The 24,051-nt window shown below is 46.1% G+C and carries 16 protein-coding genes; 13 read left to right on the top strand and 3 right to left on the bottom strand.

Translation table 11 applies throughout. The features are described 5' to 3' along the window. Positions 1-90 precede the first annotated feature (90 nt). Positions 91-1,140 carry a tRNA preQ1(34) S-adenosylmethionine ribosyltransferase-isomerase QueA gene (queA, locus tag A37S_RS0114590; protein ID WP_028297632.1) on the bottom strand — a complete coding sequence of 350 codons (1,050 nt, stop codon included), beginning with the start codon at positions 1,138-1,140 and terminating at the stop codon, positions 91-93. 221 nt (positions 1,141-1,361) lie between these two features. On the opposite strand from queA, the gene A37S_RS0114585 reads away from it, so the two are divergent. The 6 genes from A37S_RS0114585 to A37S_RS0114555 all read left to right on the top strand — a co-directional run bounded on the left by A37S_RS0114585 (position 1,362) and on the right by A37S_RS0114555 (position 10,742). Then, positions 1,362-2,606 (top strand): ABC transporter permease, encoded by a 1,245-nt coding sequence (locus A37S_RS0114585; RefSeq protein ID WP_028297631.1) that lies wholly within the window; start codon positions 1,362-1,364, stop codon positions 2,604-2,606. A 427-nt stretch (positions 2,607-3,033) separates the two neighbouring features. Further along, entirely contained in the window at positions 3,034-3,903 is an 870-nt protein-coding gene (locus A37S_RS0114580) for a DUF808 domain-containing protein (RefSeq protein WP_028297630.1), read from the top strand. A gap of 189 nt (positions 3,904-4,092) precedes the next feature. Next, complete coding sequence (locus A37S_RS0114570; RefSeq protein ID WP_157278683.1) at positions 4,093-4,434, top strand: hypothetical protein; 342 nt, start codon at positions 4,093-4,095, stop codon at positions 4,432-4,434. A 108-nt stretch (positions 4,435-4,542) separates the two neighbouring features. Beyond that, positions 4,543-8,904 (top strand): CusA/CzcA family heavy metal efflux RND transporter, encoded by a 4,362-nt coding sequence (locus tag A37S_RS0114565; protein ID WP_028297628.1) that lies wholly within the window; start codon positions 4,543-4,545, stop codon positions 8,902-8,904. 11 nt (positions 8,905-8,915) lie between these two features. Beyond that, a complete protein-coding gene (locus A37S_RS0114560) occupies positions 8,916-10,061 on the top strand; it encodes an efflux RND transporter periplasmic adaptor subunit (protein ID WP_028297627.1) in 1,146 nt (381 codons plus the stop codon). A 234-nt stretch (positions 10,062-10,295) separates the two neighbouring features. Continuing rightward, positions 10,296-10,742, top strand: coding sequence for a Fur family transcriptional regulator (locus A37S_RS0114555; RefSeq protein ID WP_028297626.1), 447 nt, complete (start codon positions 10,296-10,298; stop codon positions 10,740-10,742). A gap of 23 nt (positions 10,743-10,765) precedes the next feature. On the opposite strand, the gene A37S_RS0114550 is transcribed toward A37S_RS0114555, so the two are convergent. Beyond that, positions 10,766-11,134: a winged helix-turn-helix transcriptional regulator gene (locus A37S_RS0114550; RefSeq protein ID WP_028297625.1), complete on the bottom strand. Its 369-nt coding sequence runs from the start codon at positions 11,132-11,134 to the stop codon at positions 10,766-10,768. Positions 11,135-11,293: 159 nt separating this feature from the next. Here A37S_RS0114550 and A37S_RS0114545 point away from each other — a divergent pair, with 159 nt between their 5' ends. Continuing rightward, positions 11,294-12,181 carry an SDR family oxidoreductase gene (locus A37S_RS0114545; RefSeq protein ID WP_028297624.1) on the top strand — a complete coding sequence of 296 codons (888 nt, stop codon included), beginning with the start codon at positions 11,294-11,296 and terminating at the stop codon, positions 12,179-12,181. A 103-nt stretch (positions 12,182-12,284) separates the two neighbouring features. On the opposite strand, the gene A37S_RS24815 is transcribed toward A37S_RS0114545, so the two are convergent. Next, entirely contained in the window at positions 12,285-13,100 is an 816-nt protein-coding gene (locus A37S_RS24815) for a DUF4349 domain-containing protein (RefSeq protein ID WP_169719509.1), read from the bottom strand. Positions 13,101-13,312: 212 nt separating this feature from the next. Here A37S_RS24815 and A37S_RS0114535 point away from each other — a divergent pair, with 212 nt between their 5' ends. From A37S_RS0114535 to A37S_RS26330, 6 genes are all read left to right on the top strand, one after another. Further along, positions 13,313-13,861 (top strand): flavin reductase family protein, encoded by a 549-nt coding sequence (locus A37S_RS0114535; RefSeq protein WP_028297623.1) that lies wholly within the window; start codon positions 13,313-13,315, stop codon positions 13,859-13,861. Between the two features lie 173 nt (positions 13,862-14,034). Continuing rightward, positions 14,035-14,634: a TetR/AcrR family transcriptional regulator gene (locus A37S_RS0114530; protein WP_028297622.1), complete on the top strand. Its 600-nt coding sequence runs from the start codon at positions 14,035-14,037 to the stop codon at positions 14,632-14,634. Between the two features lie 217 nt (positions 14,635-14,851). Continuing rightward, on the top strand, positions 14,852-15,979 hold the full coding sequence (locus A37S_RS0114525) for an efflux RND transporter periplasmic adaptor subunit (RefSeq protein WP_245586394.1): 1,128 nt from the start codon (positions 14,852-14,854) through the stop codon (positions 15,977-15,979). Positions 15,980-15,985: 6 nt separating this feature from the next. After that, entirely contained in the window at positions 15,986-19,183 is a 3,198-nt protein-coding gene (locus A37S_RS0114520; RefSeq protein WP_028297620.1) for an efflux RND transporter permease subunit, read from the top strand. 259 nt (positions 19,184-19,442) lie between these two features. Next, positions 19,443-20,867, top strand: coding sequence for an efflux transporter outer membrane subunit (locus A37S_RS0114515; RefSeq protein ID WP_028297619.1), 1,425 nt, complete (start codon positions 19,443-19,445; stop codon positions 20,865-20,867). Positions 20,868-21,001: 134 nt separating this feature from the next. Next, complete coding sequence (locus tag A37S_RS26330; protein WP_084163917.1) at positions 21,002-23,926, top strand: ATP-binding protein; 2,925 nt, start codon at positions 21,002-21,004, stop codon at positions 23,924-23,926. Positions 23,927-24,051: the final 125 nt, after the last annotated feature.

Genomic DNA, 24,051 nt, shown 5'->3' with positions numbered 1-24,051 from the left:
TAGATGCCGACTCTTTTCATTAGAAAAAAGCAACCAAACAAAAAAGGATCTGCCAGCTGGCAAATCCTTCTATTCTTTTTAATGTGGAGTCTATATGATCAGCATGGCGTCGCCATAGCTGTAAAAGCGGTATTTCTCTTTCACCGCAACCTCGTAGGCGTGCATGACGTTCTCATAACCTCCAAAAGCACAGATCATCATCAGTAGGGTAGACTCTGGTGTGTGGAAATTGGTGATCATGGAATTGGCAATGCTAAAGTCGTACGGAGGAAAGATAAACTTGCTGGTCCAGTCATTTGCAGCTTTCAGCGTTTTATTGGCCGATACGGCCGATTCGATGGCGCGCATGGATGTGGTACCTACGGCGCATACCCTGCGTTTCTCGGTAATGGCCTTGTTTACGATATCTGCATCTTTTTGGTTGATGATAAACTGCTCGGAATCCATCTTATGCTTGGTGAGGTCTTCTACCTCTACTTGGCGGAAAGTACCCAGGCCAACATGCAGCGTCACTTCAGCAAAGTCAATACCTTTCAGCTCAAGGCGCTTCATTAGCTCGCGGCTGAAATGCAGGCCAGCGGTAGGGGCAGCTACTGCTCCTTCGTTTTTTGCAAATATGGTTTGATACCGTTCCTTATCTTCTGGTGTAGGTTTTCGCTTGATGTATTTTGGCAGCGGTGTCTCTCCCAGAATCTCTATGTTTCTTCTAAACTCTTCATCGGTACCGTCAAACAGAAAACGGATAGTTCTTCCACGTGAGGTGGTATTGTCCACCACTTCTGCCACCAGCAGGTCGTCATCGCCAAAATAAAGCTTATTGCCTACCCTGATTTTGCGGGCAGGATCCACCAAAACATCCCAAAGTCGCAATTCCTTGTTCAATTCGCGAAGCAGAAAAACCTCGATGGTAGCACCGGTCTTTTCCTTATTGCCATAAAGACGGGCAGGGAATACCTTGGTGTTGTTCAGGATCATGACATCCTTTTCCTCGAAATAATTCAATACGTCTTTGAAAATCTTATGTTCTATCTTGCCGCTATCCTTGTGAAGCACCATTAGTCGGGCTTCGTCGCGTGCATCGGCAGGTTCATGTGCTATGAGTGATTCGGGTAGATTGAATTTGAATTGGGATAACTTCATTAGAAAAATTAATTATTTATTTTCTCTTTAATATAAGTAATAAATGCCCTATTGGCATTAGTGAAAACACCTCGCACACGTTATTGTTTAAAAAGAGTGGGGCGATTGTTAATCAAGCGTGCAAATTTAGGAAATTTTTTTGTGATTGAGTGATAGAAAGCTATGGAGTTTTTTCCGTTTGCCGTGTAACCTTTTCGTGTCTGCGGAGTCCTAGCTATAATATGATGGTCATTCGTTTACTGTACGAAAGTGTCGGCTTTGCCTTGTCTGCCCTTCGGGAGAACAAAACAAGAACGTTTTTGTCGCTTATTGGCGTCACGATAGGTATTATGACCATCGTGGGCATCTTCTCCGCGGTCAATACCTTGCGGGCCAATCTGGAGGCCAGTGTGGAGAAATTGGGCAGTAGGTCTATCTATATCCAAAAACAGCCCTGGGGCGGGGGCGGGGAGTATCCTTGGTGGAAATACCAAAGCAGACCCAATCCTTCCCTGCGCGATTTTGAGCAGATAAAGCGCCGATCCAATATGACAGATGGGGTATGCTATGAAATATACCTAGACGGCAAGGTGCTGAAATACGATAACAATGCCGTGGAGAATGCCTATATCGCTGCTTCGACCCACGATTTCTATAAGATACGTACGCTGGAATTTGCCGAGGGGCGATACTTTACCGATGCTGAGTCGGAAAGGGGAACGGCTACCGTCATTTTGGGTTCCAAGGTCGCCCAAGGTCTTTTTCCAAATACCAGTGCTTTGGGCAAAAAGATATTCGGCGCTGGACGTAGGTTGACCGTTATTGGCGTACTGAAGGAAGAGGGAGAGGGAATGCTCATAGACGTATCCCTCGATAATATTGCCATCATTCCGCTCAATCTGGCCAGAAACCTCGTGAACGTGGAAGAATATGGCCCCTCCATAATCGTCAAAGCGCTCGATAAATATCCACTGGATGAGGTCGAAAGTGAGCTAAGGGGGATTTTAAGATCGGCACATCGCCTCAGTCCCACCCAAGAAGATGATTTTGCGCTCAATCAGACCACTATCATTACCCAGCAGTTGGATCAAATGTTCTTAATGGTCAATACCGCCGGTCTGATGATCGGTATTTTTTCGGTACTGGTGGGCGGCTTTGGGATTGCCAACATCATGTTCGTTTCTGTCAAGGAACGTACTAACCTGATCGGTATACAGAAATCGCTAGGGGCCAAAAACTATTTTATCCTTTCCCAATTTTTGATCGAATCGGTGGTGTTGTGTCTCATAGGTGGTCTGGTAGGTTTGGGCATCATCTACTTTTTTGCCCTCTTGCTCCAGCTCGGTGCTGGTGTCGCCATCGTGGTGAAGCTAAACGAAGTACTAATAGCTATTCTTGTTTCTACCGCCATAGGCCTGATATCGGGCATTATCCCCGCGGTGATGGCAAGTAGGCTAGATCCAGTTGAGGCGATTAGAAGTAAATAGCAAAGCTTAATTCCTTATTTCCACACGTAAAATTTGCGCAGACATTTGGCACATTGATAATGCTTTACTCGTACAAAGGGCAAAAATCGTTTCATCAATACACTTCTCCGAATGCGATAACAATTGTCATGTTTGCAATAGATGCAAACTTTGCTCGATTTACCGGAATCGATATTTGCTTTAGTTTGGTTGAGTTTCAAGGGTAACATATCGTTATCTTTAGTATGAAAATCAATACCTAAAAATAGGTATTTTTTATTGATCTGCAATTGTTTAGGTGTTTTTTTACATTATATGGATGTAAACGACCTTGTTTCGTGTTTAAATGACACTAGAGGGCCATTCCATGTCGTGGTTTTTTGCTGGAAATCGGAAAAGAATTGAAACTCGTTTTAAATTATATTTGCACATATTTACAGACAAAAACATGGCATCAGGTATTTTTGCAATCTTGGACGATATAGCCGCTTTGATGGACGATATCGCTGTTACAAGTAAAGTAGCGACACGGAAAACTGCCGGCATATTGGGCGATGATTTAGCGGTAAATGCCGAAAAAGCTACTGGTTTCCTGTCGACACGAGAACTACCTGTACTATGGGCTATTACAAAAGGCTCTTTAGTCAATAAGCTCATCATTGTGCCCATAGCTCTATTGCTGAATGTGTTTTTTCCAGTGGCCATAAAAGTGATCCTGGTTTTAGGCGGGTTTTATTTGGCTTACGAAGGGGTCGAAAAAATTATCGAATATTTCTTTCACCGACCTAAAAAAGGGCATCAAGTGGTTGAACAACGCGAAGAAAAAAACAGCAATGATGAAAAAGCCAAAATTAAATCAGCCATAACAACCGATTTCATCCTTTCTGTGGAGATTGTGATTATCGCATTAGGAACTGTTTTAAACCAAAGTTTAACCATACAAATAGTCACGGTTTCAATTGTTGCACTTTTGGCAACGGTTGGCGTTTATGGCATTGTAGCGCTGATTGTCAGAATGGATGATGCGGGGTATGGACTCATTAAGCATGCTAATAATAGTGGATTGCTGTCAAAGCTCGGCCATTTGTTGGTGAAATCGTTGCCCGTTATTATCAAAATTTTAGGAGTTGTCGGTACCATTGCCTTGATTTTGGTTTCGGGAGGTATCTTTGTCCATAATATTGAATACCTGCATCATCTATTTCCATCCATGCCATCGGTAATTAAAGAATTTGCAATAGGTTTGGCTGCCGGTTTGGTAATGGTAATCATTTTATTGGGCGGAAAGAAGATGCTTTTGTTGGTAAAAGGTAATTGAATCAAGCTATAATCGACTTAAAAATACCTCTATCATGGCCGACTATACCTTCTTTTTGGAGGATAATTGGAGATCTAGGTTTATTGCCCTGCTTCAGCATCTTAAATAGCAAATTAAACGACGATTTTTTCGGAAGCGTTTGTTATATTTGCCTTCGTGAAAAAATATGGGCTATATATCCTATTAATCTTGATATTTGCAGATAATACCGCTTTCTGTCAACTATTCAAGTTGCCTATATTGTTTGAACATTATAAGGAGCATAAGAGCAAAGACGATCGAATTGGTTTCGTCGACTTCCTATCTATGCATTATTGGGGTGATGATCTTGATGATGACGATGATGACCGGGATATGCAACTTCCGTTTAAAAAGATAGATGTACACGCCCACTACCTATTTGTTCCAGGGGCAAGAATTAGTTCCGTTAGGAAAGTCGCGTTTGCTATCAGTGCAAGCTATTCCATGTCCTACAATTACTTTTGTCCCAATCCTAGCTTGGGCTCTACCTTTAGGCCTCCCTGTGCATAAGCAGGCAAAATAAGACGAATTTTCATTTTTTTTCTCTTTGCAGCGAAATCGCTGTCTGGAGGTATTTGCTTATTATCCCATCGTGGATGCTTAAAAGACTAGGCCAATATGCTTAATCAAATCATACGGTTTTCAGTGAATAACAAGCTGATAATCGGTTTATTTATGTTGCTATGGGTAGCCTATGGGGCTTATGAGGTGAGCCGCCTGCCCATAGATGCCGTACCGGACATTACCAACAATCAGGTACAGATTATTACCACAGCTCCTGCCCTTGGAGCAGAAGATGTAGAGCGGCTCATCACCTTTCCCATCGAGCAGGTCATGAGCAATATTCCCAGGCTCGAGGAGATCAGGAGCATGTCGCGCTTCGGACTTTCGCTCATATCCATTGTTTTTGACGACGACGCCGACGTGTACTGGGCGCGCCAACAGGTGATAGAGCGTCTTTCACAGATAGATATCAATGAAAATGCCAACACCCCCGAGTTGGCACCGGTTACCACGGGCTTGGGCGAGATATACCAATATGTCGTCAAGCCCAAAAAAGGCTATGAGGACAGCTACTCGTTGGCCGACTTGCGTAGTACGCAAGACTGGATTATCCGTAGGCAATTGCTGAGTACACCTGGCGTGGCGGATGTGTCTACCTTTGGTGGCGACCTGAAACAGTACGAGGTAGCTGCCAACCCGGCGCAGCTCAAGGCCTTGGGGGTCACTATTGCCGACATATTTACGGCCTTGGCCCGCAATAACCAAAACACGGGTGGCGCCTATATTGAGAAAGGCCCTACGGTGCTTTATATAAGGAGTATGGGACTGGCTGGCAGTATGGACGATATTGAGCGCATCGTGGTGAAAAATACCGATAATGGTACACCTGTACTTATTAAACACGTGGCCGAGGTACAACAAGGGTCGGCCATTCGTTATGGAGCGCTTACCATGGCCGGATATGGCGAGGTTTCGGGCGGGATCGTGATGATGCTGAAAGGGGGCAATTCATCCGAAGTAATCGAAAACGTGAAGCTCCGTATTGCCGAGATACAGAAAACCTTGCCAGAAGGACTGGAGATTGAACCCTTCCTGGATCGTACCAAGATGGTGAACAATGCCATTAGTACGGTGGAAAGCAATCTGCTGGAAGGTGCATTGATTGTGGTCTTTGTACTCGTGCTTTTTTTGGGCAATCTGAGGGCTGGATTTATCGTGGCATCCGTCATCCCACTTTCCATGCTCTTTGCGATTATCATGATGAATCTCTTTGGGGTGAGCGGCAACCTGATGAGCTTGGGAGCGCTCGATTTCGGGCTCATCGTGGATGGAGCGGTCATCATCGTGGAGGCTATATTGCACCATCTCCATTTTTCGAAGAAATACAAGGAAGTGAACCTGCTCACACAAAAGGAGATGGACGAAGAGGTATCCTCATCGGCATCACGTATGATGAATGCAGCCGTGTTCGGTCAGATTATCATACTGATTGTTTACCTGCCCATCCTCTCCCTGTCGGGCATTGAAGGCAAGATGTTTAAGCCCATGGCGCAAACGGTGGCCTTTGCCATCATTGGCGCATTTATCTTGTCGCTTACCTATGTGCCCATGATCAGCTCCCTGTTTATCAGTAAGAAAGTGTCGCATAAGCCTACCTTATCGGATAGAGTCATGACCAGGATTGAAGGGATATACCAAGGCCTCTTGTCGCGAGCCCTAATGATGAGAAAGACCGTAGTGCTATTGGCTTTCGGCCTTTTTGCCATAGCGGTATTCCTGTTTACGAGAATGGGAGGCGAGTTTATCCCGCAACTGGAGGAAGGTGATTTTGCCGTAGAAACCAGGTTGCTGGTAGGAACAAATCTGAGTACCACGATAGATGCCTTTCAGAAAATCACGGAACACTTGCAGGAAAAATATCCCGAGGTAGAGAAGATCGTCTCTAGGATAGGCAGTGCGGAAATACCTACAGACCCCATGCCCATTGAAGGAGGTGATATGATTATTGTGCTGAAGAACAAGAAGGAGTGGACAAGCGCCAAGACTTTCCCGGAAATGGCCGACAAGATGGCGGCCGATGTACAGGAAATACTTCCAGGGGTGACCACCGGATTCCAGTACCCCGTGCAGATGCGTTTCAATGAATTGATGACAGGTGCCAAACAGGATGTGGTGTGCAAGATATTCGGTGAAGACCTGGACAAGCTCGCGGCATATGCCGAGCAGCTGGGAGCCATCAGTAAAACGGTGAGAGGAACGTCGGATTGGTATGTGGAGAAAGTGACAGGCATGCCACAGATCGTGATAGACTATAATCGGGAGGAAATATCCAAATATGGGCTCAATATAGTAGATATCAATACGACGGTAAATGCCGCCTTTGCGGGTGCTGTTGCAGGGAGTATCTACGAGGGCGAGAAACGCTTTGACCTCGTGGTGCGTGTGGGCAGCGAGTCGAGAAAAAACATAAATGATGTGCAAAATCTGCTCATATCTACTCCCAATGGCAATCAAATACCATTATATCAATTGGCTTCCATAGAAGAAATAGAAGGGCCAAACCAGATTCAGCGGGAGGATGCCAAGCGTAGGATCATCGTAGGCTTCAATGTGAGGGGACGTGACGTGCAGTCCATTATGGAGGAATTGCAACAAAAAGTGAATAAGCAAATGAAGTTCGATGCAGGTTATTATACCACCTATGGGGGGGCGTTTGAAAATCTGCAACAGGCCAAGGCGAGGCTCAGCGTTGCATTGCCCGTTGCCTTGCTCCTCATTTTCCTGATGCTCTATTTTGCTTTTTCTTCCGTGAAAGAAGGCTTGTTGATCTATACGGCCATACCGCTTTCGGCCATTGGCGGGGTGTTTGCCTTGGCTTTGCGCGACATGCCCTTTAGCATTTCGGCAGGCGTGGGCTTCATTGCGCTGTTTGGGGTGGCCGTTCTCAATGGTATCGTGTTGATATCCGAGTTTAACCGCATCAAAAAGGAAGGCGTGGTGACCGAGACCTTACAGTTGGTGATGATGGGCACGCGCAACCGCCTGAGACCGGTATTGATGACGGCCGCTGTGGCCTCACTGGGCTTTTTACCCATGGCCCTGAGCAATGGGGCAGGAGCGGAGGTGCAGCGGCCGCTGGCTACCGTGGTTATAGGTGGGCTCATTACGGCCACCTTCCTCACCTTGTTTGTGCTGCCTGCTCTTTACCTCATTTTTGAAGGAAAAAGTAGATTTCGATTAGGAAAAAAGCCCCTTGTTTTATTGTTGGGCCTATTTTGTACAGTGCATGCCGTTGCGCAAGAAAAGCCTGTCAATCTGGACGAAGCCATTCGTTTGGCCCTTGCCAATAATCAACAGATACAAGGAGCACGCTTGGGTGAGCAGTCTAGCGAACTGATGCAAGGCAGTGCTTTTGATGTGGCCAAAACCCTTGTGGATGCCGAGTACGGGAAAATAAACAGTGCACAGAATGACACCCGTTTTGGGCTGAGCCAAACCATTAGCTTCCCCACGGTATACAGCCATCAGAAAAAGACATTGAAAGAAAATTTTCTTGTTGCACAGGCACGAACGAAAATGACCGAACAGGAAGTTAAATTCAACGTCCGCTCCTTGTACTATGAATTGGTTTCCTTGCAGGCCAAACGCGATCTCTTGCGCTATGCCGATAGCGTGTACCGCTTGTTCGAAAGCAAGTCCAACCTGCGCTTTGAAAAGGGAGCAGCCAATATCTTGGAGAAAACCGCCGCCCAGTCGCAAAGGCAACATCTGACCAATCAACAGAACATGCTCCATAAGGATATCCAAATAGCGCTCAAGCAATTTAACCTACTGTTGCAGGACAGTGCTTTTTACGTGCCTCAAGCAAATGGTTTGAAGGTGGATTTTCCAGCTGCGTTGTTAGATACGAATAGCTATGGCAATGAAACACCCCTTGTAGCCATCGCTCGCCACCAGCAGGAGGCTGCCCGATGGCGATGGCAGGGAGAAAAATCCAAGTTGCTGCCAGAACTCACCTTGGGATACAACAACCAAAGCTTAGTAGGATCCCAATTAGTAGCCGGACAAGAGGTTTACTATGATCGCAACAAGCGGTTTAATTTTTTCAACGTAGGGGTAGGTATTCCCTTGTTTTTCGGGGCCCAGTCTGCGCGTGCCGCCGCCGCCAAAGTGGAATGGCAACGTAGCCAAAGGGAAACGGCCTATGCCCAATTGCAATGGGAGGTGGAACTGTCGAATGCTGCGGAACAGGTTCAAAAATATGCGGCAAGCTTGCGCTATTTTGAGCAAGAAGCATTGGATAATGCCCAGATCATCATGGAAACGGCCGATGAGCAATTCCAATCTGGCGATATAGATTATTTGCAATGGGTTATCTTGGTCAATCAGGCCATAGGGGTAAAAAGTGATTATTTAAATATGCTAAATGGCTACAATCAGGCTGTGGTACAATGGCAGAGATTGAAAAATTTGTAATGAAGAACACTATGAAACGATATATTTTAGGCTGCCTTGTATGCCTTTTCTTCTTGGCTTGTGGCAGTAATGACAAAGAAGAATCGATAGGCGAACAAAACGCAGACAGTCTAGAGGTAGAAGAGATGGTCTCGTTGAACGATAGCCAAATAAAAAGTGCTGGCATAGAAGTAGGTACCCCATCTATGCAAGCGGTAAGCGGACTGCTCAAATTGCAAGGAAGCATAGATGTACCGCCCAACAGTACAGTAAGTTTGAGCTTTCCGCTAGGAGGGTACCTGAAGAGCACGGCGATGTTGCCCGGCACCCCAGTCAGAAGAGGGCAGGTGCTGGCCGTGATGGAGGACATGCAATTTATCCAATTGCAGCAAGATTACCTGACGGCCAAAGAACGGTTCAGATTGGCCGAGGCGGAATTCAATAGGCAGCAGGACCTGAATAAGAGCAAGGCTAGTAGCGATAGGGTGTTTGAGCAAGCCAGGGCTGCGATGGAGACACAGCGAATCAACAGGGCTTCATTGGAACAGAAATTGGAGTTGATAGGTATTAATCCGCAACGGTTGGACGCATCCAATATCTCCAAAACGGTCAATATCCTTTCTCCCATCAACGGTTTTGTGTCCAAGGTGAATGTCAACGTGGGGAAGTATACCGCGCCCACGGATATGCTGTTCGAGCTGGTAGATCCGAGGGATATCCACCTGTCTTTGACGGTTTTCGAAAAAGATTTGCCCTTGCTTTCTATTGGCCAAAAAGTATGGGCTTATACGAACAGCGATCCGAGCGACAGGCACGAAGCCGAAATCATCTTGATAAGCCGAAATTTGGATGAGAACAGATCGGCAGAGGTGCATTGTCATTTTGAGCAATATGACCATAATCTGTATCCGGGCATGTTTATGAATGGCGATGTGGTATTGCGGGGTAGGACCGCATTGGCCGTACCAGAAGATGCGGTGGTTCGCTGGGAAAACAAACATTATGTGTTTTTGGAAAAAGAGAAAGGGACTTTTGAAATGCTAGCGGTGAAACCAGGTGATTTTTCCCAGGGTTTTCAAGCTGTAGAAGCCGAAGGATTGGATAGCTCTTCCAGAGTGGTGGTGAAAAATGCTTATGCCCTGTTGATGAAAATAAAGAATACGGAAGAGGAGGACTAAAAAATGGATTGTGGTTTTCGAATAATGTTTTTGACCCCTTTTTTAGATAAAATGTGTTTAGATAAAATGTGCTGATGCAAAAGAAAATGCTACTGGAAGTTTAGAGGCGTATAAATCCGTCGCTCATTTTATATTTCTTACTTACATACAAGTGTCACCTACATCTTGAAACACGGAAGCTATATTGCGTATAAGAGGCATTTTAGTTAAGTTTGTGGTTTAAGAAATGAGGGTATGGAAAATTTAGCTGTTGATGAATTTGTTGATCTCTTGCGCAAAAACAAGCTCAAGGTGACAAATCCCAGATTGCAGGTTTTACAAATAATGTCCGAAAGGGAGGCGGCTATCTCACAGCCGGAGCTGGAGAAGATGGTAGGTGGCGACATAGACAGAGTGACCTTATATCGCGTTTTAAGCACTTTTGAGGAGAAAGGGATTATCCATAAGATATTGGATCTTCAAGGGACGGCTACTTATGCCGTCTGTTCTTCTTCGTGCAATGATAGGGAACATCACGATGAGCATGTGCATTTTTCCTGTGAGATTTGCAATAAAGTTTATTGCTTACCTGAAAGTATTTATCCAAATATTGCAGCTCCAAAAGGTTTTTTGGTCAAACACGTTACGATAAATGCCATTGGAATTTGTCGTTACTGTCAAATGGAGCACAAGGGAGAGTAATATTTGGAAAAGGCTTGCAATGCCTAACCCATTGCATAGTTCATTCTCGCTTGCTTGATGTCGCCCATATTCTTTTCCGCCCAGTCTACCAAATTGTGGATGAGTGGTAACAAACTTTCCGCTCTTTCGGTCAGTTCGTATTCCACCCTCGGAGGTATTTGTGGATAGATGGTGCGTTTTACTAGACCATCTGCTTCCAAAGTTTTGAGCGTCACGGTAAGCATTTTCTGGGAGATAGTTCCGATACTTTTGTGCAGTTCGCCGAAACGAAGGGTTTCCGATTCGCCCAGTACCAGCAAGACGAGCATGGACCATTTGTCGCCGATTCTATCCAAGACGTTCCGCACAGGACAATTGTCTACTTCCGAGAATTTTCTTAAATTATTTTCCATCTTAACCCATTAATAATCAGCAATTCTTACCTAAGAGTAACTAAACGACTTAGGCGTAAGTTCTTGCTTTGCAGACATCCAGTGCCTATCTTTGACTTACCAAAAGTAAGTAATAAACTTTTTTAAATCAATTAATTTTTAATTAGATAGGAGTAGAACATGGCAAAAATATTGATTACAGGAGCTACGGGCGGTTTGGGAAGTGCTGTAGTAGAATCTCTAAAAGAAAAGATCTCAGCAGGAGACATTGCCGTTTTGGTCAGGGATGGCCATAGCGACAAGGCCGAGCAATACCGCAAGGAGGGATTTGATGTCCGCGTTGCCGATTATGATCATGTCGAGGCGCTTGCTACGGCATTTGTGGGCATCGATGTGCTTTACTTTGTTTCGGGCAATGATATTCATGCCCGTCTAGCACAGCACAGGAATGTGGTGACCGCGGCTAAGGAGTCAGGCATCAAGCATATCTTGTATACCAGTACCGTAAGAAAAGACGAATCGGCATCTGCTCCCTTATACGCAGTAGTGAGCTCACACGTACAGACCGAGCAGTGGATAAAGGAGTCTGGCATTGCCTATACCTTGTTGAGGCACAACCTCTATGCCGAGGTAATCCCTATGTTCTTGGGGACTAAGGAACAGATATTGCAATCTAAAGCGGTCTATCTACCCACTGGTAACGGAAAAGCTGCTTTCGCTCCGCGGAAAGACCTGGCCGAGGCCGCAGCGATTATCTTGAGCAATTCAAAGGGACATGAGCACAAAACCTACGAATTCAACGGTAGCGAAGAGATTACCTTTGAACAGGTTGCCGTCATCCTTTCCGATGTTCTGGGTGAGCAGATAAACTACGTATCGCCAGAGATAAAGGCATTCGAAAGCACTTTGACTTCATTCGGACTGCCAGCGGAGGTCGTTGCTACGGTGTCGTCCTTTTCGCAGGGTATCGCCAATGGAGAATTCGACCAGCAGCATAACGATCTGGAGAATATACTGGGAAGGAAGACGCAAGCTATAGCCGAGTTTTTATCGGAGGTCTACGCTTAAGGTCAGCACCTACATTCTTAAAAAAATAGTACTCTATTGCCTTGCATCTGCACAAGGCAATAGAGTTGTTTTGTATCTGCAACGCGTGGCGCTTTGTTTGGTATTAAGCACCCTTTCGTCTCTTCCACCAATGTCTCAGAAAGAAAACAAAAAGAACAACGAGAACTATAAACGGCCAGGTATTCACCAAGCCCAAAATAAACCACACGAAGTGTTGCCAACCTGCTGAAAAACCTTGTACAAATTCGCGACCAAAGGCCACTCGTTGAGGAATAGACTTGTAGTAACTAATGGATAGGGTGGAATAGGAGGATTGATTGTCTAAGAACCGCAAGCGACCCTCTGTCGACTCGATATCTTCCCGCAATTTGCCTATTTGTTGCTCTATCTCCAGGATCTCCGATACTTTATTGGCTTTTTGTAATAGTACTAGGTAGCGTTGTTCCAGTTCTTTTTTTGTCTTGAGCCTAGCCTGTATATCCACAAATTCTTCAGTGATATCCCTTGTGCGGATATCTTTTGTGTCAAACCGCTCAATACCTTGGGTGATGTCATTTATAAAGGCGTCAAATCGGCGCGCTTCCACGCGTACCGTGAGAGTTCGGGTCTGCCTTTCTATATATTTGTATTCATTCTCTGAAGCGATGTAGGCTTCGTATTGTTTGATGACCTCTTTGATATGCTTGCCCGTTTCGGCCAGATCATCCGTTTCAAAGGCGATGGTTCCTTCTTTGACGAGTTTCCGTTCTGTGGTTTCTACCTTACTTGGAACTGGCTCGCTCAAGGCTATTTCGGATTCTAAAATGGTTTCATTGGCACTTGTGTGATCGATATTATTGCTACAGGCAGGTAGAAAGGGTAATAACGCAAAACTGATTAGCAAAATGAAAGCATAGCCAAGTTTTTTGTTCTTTTTCATATATAGGTTTCTATTATTGCTCAAAGGATGCCGTTTTCGGGCACTTTCCATAAGCTTAATTCCTTTTACTACGATTTTGTAACCCATTGAGACTTTCACCACATGCAAAATGGTTGTTTTTCGGGATAGACTAAGCTGGTGGTAAGCCGCAAACAGAAGCTTTGCAAAATTGTTCCTGCAATGATTCAATTATTGGTTTAACCGTTTTGTTTATGACTTATCAAAAGAAAGATTATCCCGTATCCGCTGTTCGTCGTTTTCTAGAGCCGGGGCCCGTGGTTCTTATCAGTACCCAATGGAAAACCAAAACCAATATCATGACCATGGCTTGGCAAACGGTGCTGGAATTTAGCCCTTCGCTCGTAGGTCTGATGATTTCAGGAGCCAATCATACCTTCCATATGCTGAAGCAAAGTAGGGGATGTGTCATCAATATTCCCACGGAAGACATGATTGACAAGATTATCGATATTGGTACCAGTACCGGCAGCGAGATCGATAAGTTCGAGGCTTTTGGGCTGACAGCTACAGCCTCTGAGTTGATAGATGCTCCTTCCATTGCGGAGTGCTATGCTAATTTTGAATGTAAGTTGTACGACGACGTAATGGTAGATCGCTACAATTTCTTCATTATGGAGGTGGTAAAAGCAAAGGTGGCTGCATCGCCCAAATACCCAAAAACCGTGCACTATCGGGGCAATGGGATATTCATGCATTCGGGAAAAAACGTCTTCCACAGCGAAAAACTAAGGAACATGTAAGTTGGAGGCACTTATTAAATGTATGTGTGATACAGGAAGGGCGCTTTTAACTTACTGAAAACAAGTGCTTTGTTTTGTGTTTCGCAAAACTGACAATAGCATGTCACAGCATATAAGAAATAATTTCGATGTTTGCCTAACAGTGTTAAATGATTTAATCCAGGTATTGGATAATGAGCAGTAAGGAACGTATACAGCGAATGAAAGATGAAAATAGGAGAAATATCCTAGATGCAGCGCTGCATATCGTCAAAGAAGAAGGATGGCAGGCATTGAGCATGCGCAAGATTGCCGACATCATCGAATATACCGCTCCTATTATTTATGAGTATTTTGCAAATAAGGAAGCTATCCTTTCGGAATTGGCCTCAAAGGGCTATCTCATACTGGCAAAAAAAGTGCGGGAAGCAAAGGAAAAAGAGGAGACTCCCGAAAAGCAGATAGAGGCCATGTGGTTGGCCTATTGGGATTTTGCTTTCGCGGAGAAGGAATTGTATCAACTTATGTTCGGTGTGGGCATACAATGTTGCGAGATGCAAAAATCATTTGCAAATAGTGATACGTACTCTGAATTGATAAGGGATGTCATTAAGGAGATCATGGTAGACAAAAATCCTTCTGAAGAGCTACTTTGTAGAAGGTATTTTACATATTGGTCAGTTATTCATGGCTTGATTTCCATTAATTTGGTCAATAAAGGTGTTGGAGACCTTACCAATCAACAAGTACTCAAGGATGCGATTTATGGCATTACCCGTTCCCTAACAGATTGAATTTTTTTTAACAGAAATATAACAATAATAAATTATTTAACAGTGTTAAATAATACGCTGAAATAAGAGAACCAAACCAATCGAGCGGTTCAGTTACGAACAAAAATAAAAATCCATATAGCATATGATACAGTCCATATTACAAACACTAGGTAATTTTAGCTCACCATTTAACATCGTTAAATTATTTAATATGATTAATAAAACATTTATTGTCATGGCATCATTGCTGCTAATTTCTAGCTGCTCGTCCAACAATTCAGGCGAGGGAGCGGAAGAAGCTCCATTGGCCTTACCAGTGATGACCATTAATTCTGGCGCAGAAAAACTTTATCACGACTATCCTGCATCCATAGAGGGAACGGCAAACGTGGAGATTCGTCCGCAGGTAGAAGGAAAGCTTGATGCTATACTGGTAGATGAGGGGGCAAAAGTAAAGAAAGGGCAAGCACTTTTTAAAATAGACGATCGGCCCTACCGCGAGCAAATGAATCAGGCATTGGCCAATCTCCATGCGGCGGATGCCTCTTTGGAAAATGCGCGGCTGGAAGTCGAGAAAAAGACACGTCTGGTGAACAACAAAGTGCTGGCAGACTTCCAGTTAAAATCGGCCATTGCAGCGGAGAATGGAGCCAAGGCCAATTTGGAGCAGGCCAAGGCTGCACTGGAGAGTGCCCGTATCAACTTAGGCTATACATTGGTGAGAGCGCCCATGGATGGTTATATCGGTCGCTTGCAAAAAAAACAGGGAGCCTTGGTGTCCCCCTTGGATGCACAAGCACTCACGGATCTTTCGGATATACATGAGCTACACGTTTATTTCTCGCTTGGAGAGAACGATTTTGTCCAGTTCAAGACCCAATACGAAGGTATCACCTTGGAGGAAAAGCTGCAACATATACCACCGGTTACCTTGCTTCTTTCGGATCAATCGGCTTATCCAATTCAAGGAAAAGTGGATATGGTAGATGGTCAATTTGATAAAAACACGGGCGCCATTACCCTGCGAGCTACCTTCCCGAACAAGGAGGGGCTGTTGCGGTCGGGTAATACCGGGCGGGTAAGGCTGGAAAGGCTTCATCAGGATGTTTTGGTGGTTCCTCAGCTGGCCACCATGGAAATGCAGGACAAAATATTTGTGTACACCGTGAATGATAGCAACTACGTAGCCCGTAAGCCCATCGGCATTGCAGGCAAGAGCGGTGCAAATTACTTGGTGAAATCGGGCCTGAAGAAAGGTGACCGTATAGTTTACAAAGGAATAGATTTATTGCAAGAGGGACAAATCATTGAGCCGCAACTGCTAAAGGCAGATAGTTTGAAACTCACTGCACTTAAAAAATAGAGAACGATGCTGAAAAGATTTATAGAAAGGCCGGTGTTGGCCACGGTCATATCCATTTTATTGGTCATTTTGGGAATTCTGGGACTGACAAGGCTGCCTCTGCAACAATTTCCGGATATAGCGCCACCAGCAGTGCTGGTAACGGCCTTGTATCCGGGAGCCAATGCCGAAACGGTGCTGCGCGCCGTAGCCCCATCGCTCGAGGAATCCATCAATGGGGTGGAGGACATGACCTACATGAGTTCTACTGCAAGCAATGACGGATCGCTCACCATATCCGTTTATTTCAAATTGGGGACAGATCCGGACCAAGCGGCCGTTAACGTGCAGAACAGAGTAGCACAGGCTACAAGCCAGTTGCCTGCAGAAGTCGTGCAGGCAGGTATTACTACCGCCAAGCAACAAAATAGCCTGATCATGGTGCTGGATCTGTATGCCACGGACGAGGATGCCTACGACCAGACCTTTATGGCCAACTACGCCCAGATCAATATTATCCCAGAACTGAAAAGAATACCGGGGGTGGGGCAGGCCATCATATTTGGTGGTAGTAAGGATTATTCCATGCGGGTGTGGCTAGATCCCAATCAGATGGCGAGCTACAAACTGACACCTGCAGAGGTCATGGCTGCCATTCAGGACAAAAATGTCGAAGCTGCTCCCGGCAAATTTGGGGAGAGCAGCCAGGAAGCTTTTGAATTTATCATCAAGTACAAGGGCAAGCTCAACCAACCGGACGATTATGAAAACATCATCATTCGTTCCAATGCGGATGGATCTGTATTGCGGTTGAAAGATGTGGCACGTGTAGAATTAGGTTCCTATACCTATGCCAGCCATACCAAAATTGACGGCAAAGTGGGCCTGAATATCGGTGTGATGCAATTGGCGGGTTCCAATGCCAACGAAATACAGATTGGCATTCAGGAATTTATGGAAAAAGCTTCCAAGGATTTTCCAAAAGGAGTGGAATACCTGGTACTCTATAATACGAAAGATGCGCTAGATCAATCCATTGATCAGGTGAAGCACACGCTCATCGAGGCTTTCATCCTGGTGTTCTTTGTCGTTTTCCTCTTCTTGCAAGACTTTAGGTCTACGCTCATTCCAGCCATAGCGGTACCGGTGGCATTGCTGGGCACTTTCTTTTTCATGCAGTTGTTCGGCTTTTCCATCAACTTGCTTACGCTCTTTGCATTGGTACTGGCCATCGGTATTGTGGTCGATGATGCCATTGTCGTTGTAGAGGCGGTACATGCCAAGATGCAACACGAGCATTTGCCACCAAGGGAGGCTACCGTTTCGGCCATGGGCGATATTACAGGTGCCATCATATCCATCACTTTGGTGATGTCGGCCGTATTTCTGCCGGTCGGTTTCATGGAAGGTTCAACGGGCATGTTTTACCGGCAATTTGCCTTTACCCTGGCCATCGCCATCGTGCTCTCGGCCGTCAATGCGCTGACACTTAGTCCGGCTCTATGTGCCCTGTTCCTAAAGGAAGGCCATCATGGCGAACAGGCAAAAGGGAAGAGGTTGACTTTTAAGGAGAAATTCTTCACTGGCTTCAATACGGGTTTCAACAAGCTGACGCGCAACTACGTGCACAGTCTGGGTTTCCTCATTCGGTATAGGTGGTTCAGCCTTTCGGCATTGGTGTTATTGCTGCTCGCAACTACTTTCATGATAAGGAGAACGCCCTCCGGATTCATACCGTCGGAAGATCAGGGGTTTATTGCCATCTCGCTTTCCATGCCTGTAGGTGCTTCCTTGGATCGTACCAACAGCGCACTGAAAGAGGCAGAGCAGCAATTGCAGCCCTTGGCTTTTACCAAGACCCTGAACGTGATTTCGGGTTTCAATATCCTGACGCAAGCCACTAGCCCTTCGGCGGGTGTGGCGTTTATCTTGCTCAAACCGCATGAACAAAGAGGAGAGGTGAAGGACATCAATGACATCATGAATCTGGTGAGCCAAAAGCTTTCGGCTATAAAGGGAGCCAATTTCTTCGTCTTCACTTTTCCTACCGTACCCGGTTTCAGCAACGTGGAGGGTTTGGATATGGTATTGCAGGACCGTACCGGTGGTCAGCTTGACAAGTTTGATATCATAGGACAAAACTTTATTGCCGAATTAATGAAAAGGGAGGAGATACAAGTTGCTTTTTCCACTTTTCGGGCCGATTATCCGCAATTTGAACTCGAAATAGACGATATGAAAGCCGAGCAGTTGGGCGTGAGCACTCGCGACATCCTGCAGACCATGCAAGCCTATTTTGGCAGTACCCAGGCTTCGGATTTCAATCGGTTTGGAAAATATTACAGGGTGGTGATGCAGGCCGATATTTCCAATCGTACTGATCCAGCGGCCATGGACGGCATCTTCGTAAAGAATAAGCTGGGAGATGTAGTTCCCATCAATACCTTGGTGCAGCTCAAGCGAGTCTATGGACCGGAAAATGTATCGCGGTACAACCTGTTCAATTCCATTGGCGTCAATGCTATCCCCGCTCCCGGATATAGTTCCGGCGATGCCATCCGCGCCGTGGAAGAAGTATCGCAAAAGCATTTGCCTACGGGCTTTGCACATGAATTTTCCGGGATGACGAAGGAGGAAATCACTTCTGGCGGCCAATCCGTTGCCATATTTATGCTGTGCTTGCTTTTCGTGTACTTTTTGTTGGCAGCGCAATATGAGAGTTATATCCTGCCGCTGGCGGTCATCCTGTCCATACCAACCGGTATATTCGGTGTGTTTGCAGCTATAGGACTGACGGGCATTACCAACAATATCTACGTGCAGGTAGCACTGGTGATGCTTATTGGCTTACTGGCAAAAAATGCCATTTTGATAGTGGAATATGCGGTACAGCGGCGAAAGAACGGAAAGACGCTGATTGCTGCGGTATTGGAAGCGGCTCAGCTGAGGCTTAGGCCTATCATCATGACCTCGTTGGCATTTGTAGTGGGCATGATACCTATGGTGAGCGCCACTGGCCCATCGGCGCAGGGCAACCACTCCATTAGCATCGGTGCCATAGGCGGAATGCTCAGCGGAGTGATTTTGGGCTTACTGATTATTCCCGTGCTATTTGTCGTTTTTCAATCCTTGCAGGAGAAAGTTGCCAGGAAACCGAAAACTGGTATCCAGTCGAATATCGGTGAGCATCAGGGGGCGCTTTCCGTAGCAGATATTAGGAATTAGAAGTAAGATGACGTTTTGTTTTCATTTAATCACGAATTACAAAAATTGACCAAAACTATTCGTAGTCTGCCTGCGGTAGGCAGGTCGGGCTGGACGTGCGTAGGAGACTACGGATTGGGTGAATGGTTTGGTAGTCTCCAGACTACTCTTTTCATTGTCCAATTCTTAGTCCCTTGTGCTCATGGCCAAGGCTCAGACTAAGGATAGTGGAATAGCGGATGTAGAACACCAGGAATTGAGAATAAACAAAAAAATAGACATGACACAAAAAATCAAATATAGATTCATTTTACTGGCATTGCTTGCTCTAAGTGCCTGTAAAGTAGCTCAGGACAGTACGGCGCAATTGCAAACGGTACCCCAACAGTACAGAAATGCCGTAGATGACGATGTGCAGGAAGATACTACCAGTATCGCTTCCATACCATGGAACGATTTTTTTACCGATCCCGTGCTGTTGAACTTGATTGATTCGGCTATAGCCAACAACAACGATTTGCAGTTAGCCGTCAATCGCATAAACACGGCGCAGTGGCAGCTCAGGCAAGCCAAAGCAGGGAATTATCCCGAAGCCAATTTGCAGATAGCGGCCAATTCATCGCGCCCGTCAGACAATAGTTTGAATGGCCTTAGCCTGAATCAATTTTTGGGCAGTAGGCACATCGAGGACTTCACTACGGCGGTGAACATATCTTGGGAGGCGGATATATGGGGAAAGATACGCGGACAAAAAGCGGCAGCACTGGCGGCTTATCTGCAAACAGAGGAAGCTAGAAAAGCCGTGCAAACACAGCTTATCGCTCAAGTAGCACAGGGCTATTACAACTTGCTGATGCTGCATGATCAGCTCAAGACGGCCAAGCAAAATTTGGCCTTGAACGATAGCACCCTAACGATCATCAGGGAGCAATATGATGTGGGCGATGTGACCCTTTTGGGGTTGGAGCAGGCAGAGGCGCAGCGTTTGGCCGCTGCCGCGCTCATCCCCACCTTTGAACAAAATATCAATATCCAAGAGAATGCCTTGCATATATTGGTCGGAAAATTTCCCGATACCTTACCTGTTGTCGGCAAGTTGGCCGAGATTCCCATTCCAGCGCATTTGACTGCGGGTGTGCCTTCGGCCTTGCTTGCCCGGAGGCCGGATGTCAAACAGGCAGAGCTAGCCGTAGTGGAAGCAAGTGCCTATACGCACGTTGCACGAGCGAGCATGTATCCTTCGCTGAGCATCACGGCACAAGGTGGTGTCAATGCTTTTTCCGCCAGTAATTGGTTCTCCATTCCTGCCTCTCTTTTTGGTGCGGTCGCAGGGAATGTGGCACAGCCCATATTTCTGCGCAAGCGATTGAAAACAAATTACGAGGTGGCGAAGATAGATCAAGAGAATGCGGTCATACAATTCAAGCAATCCATGCTCACGGCTGTCGGCGAAGTCTCAGATGCGCTTGTGAAGCTCGAAAAGCTAAAGCAAAGGCAACAGGTCAGCCACAGCAGGACGGCTAAACTGCAACAAGCAATACAGCATGCCGATCTATTGTTCCAAACTGGTATGGCCAGTTATCTGGAGGTCATTACGGCACAGGCAAGCGTATTGCAGAGTGAACTGGAATTGGCTGAAATAAAGAAAGCGCAATTGGATGCAATGGTCGATCTGTACCGCTCTTTGGGCGGTGGATGGATGTAAGGCAAAAAATACCATTTTTTTGGTATTTTTTGCTGATTTTTAATTTGTTATACTTGACATGTACAATGAGGATAGTTCGGTAGGACAATTTTTGTGGTTCTTTGTGCAGAGAAGGTGTTCCGCTTTTAGCTCAGATGTCTATGATACTTGGCATCAAGATATTAATCCTGTTTTCCGGGCTGTTTTTCAGCATGGGTACATGGCTATTTGCCCAACAGGATGCGGTGCAGCTAAAGATAAAGCCTGCCGATGCTGGTTTCTTTTCCCTCAATGAACATCCTTGGCGTTTCCATTCGGGGGATGACCCATCGTGGGCCAAGCCCGATATTGACGATGGTCATTGGGACACATTTCAACCAAATTTCGGGAGCGATAATTTGCCCAAAGGATGGAAGGGCTACGGCTGGTTTCGGCTATGGGTCAGGAAAGACAGCTTAAGCAGCACGGCTACCTGGGGTCTGTACCTCAACCACGATGGCGCATCGGAACTGTACTGGGATGGGCAAAAAATCGAAGGCATAGGAACATTTAGCACGTCGGAAAAAGACTGGGTGGCCAAAAGGGATCCCTATGCTGTTCTTCCGGTAGCGATTACGGATACACTGCCGCATCTGATCGCTATTCGTTATTGCAATTACAGACCCGCCTTTTCAGATTTTGTGGGCTTTCAGTTGTGGGCAGGTGATATGCATACCATGAACGTGCAGCGAAAGGAAAATCAGCATTTCATGGATTTCCAATTGCTGAGCGGGGCGGCGCAGGCCATCTTGATCTTGCTCCACTTATTGTTGTTCGTCTTTTACCCTAAGAATAAAGTAAACCTCTATTACAGCCTGTTTGTGCTCAGTACTTCCACGGTACTTTATTTCCGGTATTTAACCATAGTAACCACCAGTCCCTACATACAGGTTTTTGCATGGAAGGCCTTTTTTGCCATGACCATTATCGTAAACGTGACGCAATTGCTGCTCTTATATAGTGTGAGCTATCGCAAGCTCCCGATGTGGCGGCTATGGCTGTTTGGGGGCATTTCATTGGTCCTGATAGGTTACCGTATCTCGCACTTGGAAAGCATCCTGTCCAACTCTAGCCCCAGGATTTGGGATTGGATGACTGCTGCCGTTGCCTTACTGGCATTTGCAGAGGGAGCGCGTGCCATCATCGGTGCCATCCGGAAGGGGAACAAACGGCTGTGGCTGATTGCCGTGGGCATGGTCGTGGTGGGCATACTGAGCCTGGTGGTGGGTATGAATATCTTTGGGTGGTTCAATTTGAGGCAGGTTTTGACGGCCATGGGATTTGCTACGCTGATTATCCCCGTGCTGTTTTCCATATACCTTGCCCTAGATGTGGCCGATACCAATCGCAAATTGGCCAGGCAGTTGGAAGAGAACGAGGTACTTTCCGCCAGGGCGCTGGAACAGGAACAGGAAAGGACAAGGTTCATGGAAGAGCAAGCGGAAAGATTGGAGCAAACCGTGCTGGAACGCACGGCGCAGGTAAGGGCACAGGCAGAAAAACTGCGGGAAATGGATGCCGTGAAATCTCGTTTTTTTGTCAACCTGACGCATGAATTTAAAACACCTCTGACGCTTATTGCCAATCCCGCTAAAGAATTACTGAAGCAGGCCTATAGCGAAGAAGGGAAACAGTATGCCCGTTACATCCTACAGAACAGTGACCGATTGTTGCAACTTATCAACCAATTGCTGGATCTGAGCAAACTGGAAAGCGGCCAATTGGATATCCAAACAGAACCGATAGAGATGGTCAACTGGTTGCGCACGCACGTGCAGCAATACCATTCGCTGACCGAGCAGAAACAGATTGACCTGTTCTTTTCTTCCAACGTAGATGAACTATGGATAGCAAGCGATTTGGACAAAATGGAAAAGATCGTACAGAACCTACTTTCCAATGCCATTAAATTCATTGACCATAAGGGCAGTATTGCCATCACGTTGAACAAAAAGGAGAACGATAGTTTTGACATCATCGTTGCCGATACCGGCATAGGGATTCCACAAGATAAACTACCGTATGTTTTCGACCGTTTCTATCAGGTAGATGCTTCCGACACCAGGGCAAAGGAAGGGGCCGGCATCGGGCTGGCGCTTACCAAGGAGTTGACAGAATTGCTGGGCGGCAGCATCTGCGTGGAAAGCAAGGAAGGTAAAGGCGCTACCTTCACGGTTTCGTTTCCTTATACCAAAGCGGCGAAAACCACACATATGACGGCAGCGCCCCAACAGGAAAGGGTGATGCAGTCGTCAAACCCAAGTGTGCCAAGCGACGGACTTAGGGACGAACTGCCAGTGGTACTTGTGGTAGAAGACCATGCCGATCTACGCCATTTTATCCGGTTCTCGCTTGCAGAAAACTATACGGTGATAACGGCTTCCGATGGGGCTAAAGGCATTGACACGGCCCTGGAACAGATTCCCACATTGGTCATCACCGATCTGATGATGCCGGAAAAAGATGGCTACCAGGTGTGCCATACCCTTAAAACGGATGAACGTACTAGCCATATACCCATCATCATGCTCACTGCCAAGACCGACCGAGACAGCAGGGTGCGAGGTATAGAGATCGGTGCGGATGCCTACCTCGCCAAGCCATTTGACAAAAGGGAATTGCTGGCATTGATGGAAAACCTGATCCGTGTACGCAAGCAGTTAAGGGAAAAATACGGAAAGGGTAACGTGTGGCTTACTGAAGCGGCCACATTGCCTGCCATAGAAAAAATTTTCTTGGAACGGGTGCGGCATGTTGTGGAGACTAGATTGGACGATGACCAATTAGGCCCTGAACAACTGGGCAAGGACATTGGCCTGAGCCGTACCCAGCTACACCGCAAGCTGAAAGGCTTGATGGACCAAAGCCCGGGCGAACTGATTCGTACCATCCGTATGCAGCGGGCACACGAACTGCTGCAACACAAGGTGGCCACCGTGGCCGAGGTCTGCTATATGGTAGGCTATGCCAATCCCGCCAATTTTTCCACTAGTTTTTCAAAACATTTTGGCTATCCGCCTAGTGAAGTAGTCCCTATATAGATCAATACAGGCCGCCTCATGGCTACTTTTAGCTATTGCAACAAAATCAAAAGCATTTGCAACAATGGCAAAGGCCGTTATTGGGCTACAGCCATAGCTTTGCAACTGTACCAGATGAAAGAAGA

It is taken from the genome of Olivibacter sitiensis DSM 17696 (assembly GCF_000427965.1).
GTDB classification, from domain to species: domain Bacteria; phylum Bacteroidota; class Bacteroidia; order Sphingobacteriales; family Sphingobacteriaceae; genus Olivibacter; species Olivibacter sitiensis.
Note: the sequence above shows the minus strand (reverse complement) of the source record. Positions and strands in the feature narration are given on the sequence as shown.

Coding starts and splice junctions, on each gene's coding strand:
- queA (WP_028297632.1), bottom strand. CDS start 1,140: ATGAAGTTATCCCAATTCAAATTCAATCTACCCGAATCACTCATAGCA.
- A37S_RS0114585 (WP_028297631.1), top strand. CDS start 1,362: ATGATGGTCATTCGTTTACTGTACGAAAGTGTCGGCTTTGCCTTGTCT.
- A37S_RS0114580 (WP_028297630.1), top strand. CDS start 3,034: ATGGCATCAGGTATTTTTGCAATCTTGGACGATATAGCCGCTTTGATG.
- A37S_RS0114565 (WP_028297628.1), top strand. CDS start 4,543: ATGCTTAATCAAATCATACGGTTTTCAGTGAATAACAAGCTGATAATC.
- A37S_RS0114560 (WP_028297627.1), top strand. CDS start 8,916: ATGAAACGATATATTTTAGGCTGCCTTGTATGCCTTTTCTTCTTGGCT.
- A37S_RS0114555 (WP_028297626.1), top strand. CDS start 10,296: ATGGAAAATTTAGCTGTTGATGAATTTGTTGATCTCTTGCGCAAAAAC.
- A37S_RS0114550 (WP_028297625.1), bottom strand. CDS start 11,134: ATGGAAAATAATTTAAGAAAATTCTCGGAAGTAGACAATTGTCCTGTG.
- A37S_RS0114545 (WP_028297624.1), top strand. CDS start 11,294: ATGGCAAAAATATTGATTACAGGAGCTACGGGCGGTTTGGGAAGTGCT.
- A37S_RS24815 (WP_169719509.1), bottom strand. CDS start 13,100: ATGAAAAAGAACAAAAAACTTGGCTATGCTTTCATTTTGCTAATCAGT.
- A37S_RS0114535 (WP_028297623.1), top strand. CDS start 13,313: ATGACTTATCAAAAGAAAGATTATCCCGTATCCGCTGTTCGTCGTTTT.
- A37S_RS0114530 (WP_028297622.1), top strand. CDS start 14,035: ATGAGCAGTAAGGAACGTATACAGCGAATGAAAGATGAAAATAGGAGA.
- A37S_RS0114525 (WP_245586394.1), top strand. CDS start 14,852: ATGGCATCATTGCTGCTAATTTCTAGCTGCTCGTCCAACAATTCAGGC.
- A37S_RS0114520 (WP_028297620.1), top strand. CDS start 15,986: ATGCTGAAAAGATTTATAGAAAGGCCGGTGTTGGCCACGGTCATATCC.
- A37S_RS0114515 (WP_028297619.1), top strand. CDS start 19,443: ATGACACAAAAAATCAAATATAGATTCATTTTACTGGCATTGCTTGCT.
- A37S_RS26330 (WP_084163917.1), top strand. CDS start 21,002: ATGTCTATGATACTTGGCATCAAGATATTAATCCTGTTTTCCGGGCTG.